Origin of the sequence: Microtetraspora sp. NBRC 13810 (assembly GCF_030268685.1) — a bacterium.
Lineage (GTDB): Bacteria > Actinomycetota > Actinomycetes > Streptosporangiales > Streptosporangiaceae > BSRQ01.
Genome location: NZ_BSRQ01000052.1, coordinates 1 through 1,262, shown reverse-complemented (window position 1 = coordinate 1,262; position 1,262 = coordinate 1). Strand labels below are relative to the sequence as shown.

Below are 1,262 nucleotides of genomic sequence, written 5' to 3'. Positions count from 1 at the left end.
GGGCATTCCCCCTTGAACGAGGACACCTCGAAGACTGGATCTTGAGGTCCAGGGGAAGAGATGTTCCTGATGGTGATGAAGAACTACCCACCCGAGTTCAAGGCCGACGCGGTGGCGTTGGTGTTGTCGAGGCCGGATCGGACGATCACGTCGATCGCGAGGGACCTCGGAGTCAGCCGCGAGACGCTGCGAGTCTGGGTTCGCGCCGCGCAGGCCCGGGGCGAAGGCGGACAACGCGGAGCCGGCGCGGCCCCGGTGGGTAAGGCCGCGTCGGGCGGGCACGTACCCTCGGACGACGTGCTGGAAGAAGAGAACAAGCAGCTCAAGGCGCGGATCCGGGAGCTGGAGCAAGAGCGGGACATCCTGCGCAAGGCGGCCAAGCTTTTCGCGGGCGAGACGAACTGGTGAACCGCTTCCAGTTCGTTGAGGATCACAAGGCGCTCTACGGGGTGAAGCGGTTGTGCCGGGTGCTGCAGGTGTCTCGCTCGGGCTTCTACCGGTGGCTGAAGGGGGCTGCGGCGCGGCTGGCCCGCCGCCGGGCCGACGCGGAACTGGCCGAGCGGATGCGGCGAGTCCACGCCGAGCACGACGGCACCTACGGCTCGCCCCGGATGACGGCTGAGCTGCGCGCAGCAGGGATGAAGGTCAACCACAAGCGGGTGGAACGGGTGATGCGCGAGCACGGCATCGCCGGGCTGCGGCTGCGCAAGAAGATCCGCACCACCATCCCGGAGCCGGACGCGGCCCCGGTGCCGGACTTGATCCAGCGCGACTTCACCGCCGCGCAGCCGAACACCCGCTACGTCGGCGACATCACGTATCTGCCCGTCGGCGGCGGCCGTTTCCTGTACTTGGCCACGGTCGTGGATCTGTACTCGCGCCGGCTGGCAGGCTGGTCGATCGCCGATCACATGCGCACCGAGCTCGTCATCGACGCGCTGCAGGCAGCTGCGCATACCCGGGGCGGCCGCCTGGACGGCGCGGTTTTCCACAGCGACAACGGGGCGCAGTACTGCTCGCGGGAGTTCGCCCGGGCCTGTCGCCGGCTCGGCGTCACCCGCTCGCGCGGCGCGGTCGGCACCAGCGCCGACAACGCGCTGGCCGAGTCCTTCAATGCCACCCTCAAACGCGAGACGTTGCAGGGTGCGCACCACTGGCCCGACGCCTGGACCGCCCGCCTGGCCGTGTTCCGGTGGATCACCCGCTACAACACGGTCCGACGGCACTCCCGCCTCGGCCAACTCAGCCCGATCGCCTACGAG

The 1,262-nt window shown here is 69.1% G+C and carries 1 protein-coding gene; it reads left to right on the top strand.

Features of this window, described 5'->3' with window-relative positions:
- Positions 1 to 69: 69 nt before the first annotated feature.
- Positions 70 to 1,262 (top strand): IS3 family transposase gene (locus QSK26_RS41390; RefSeq protein WP_285780846.1). Its coding sequence is split into 2 segments (ribosomal slippage), with 1,194 coding nucleotides annotated over them: positions 70 to 382 and positions 382 to 1,262; the frame shifts between segments, so codons are not numbered across the junction. This gene is flagged as partial in the annotation.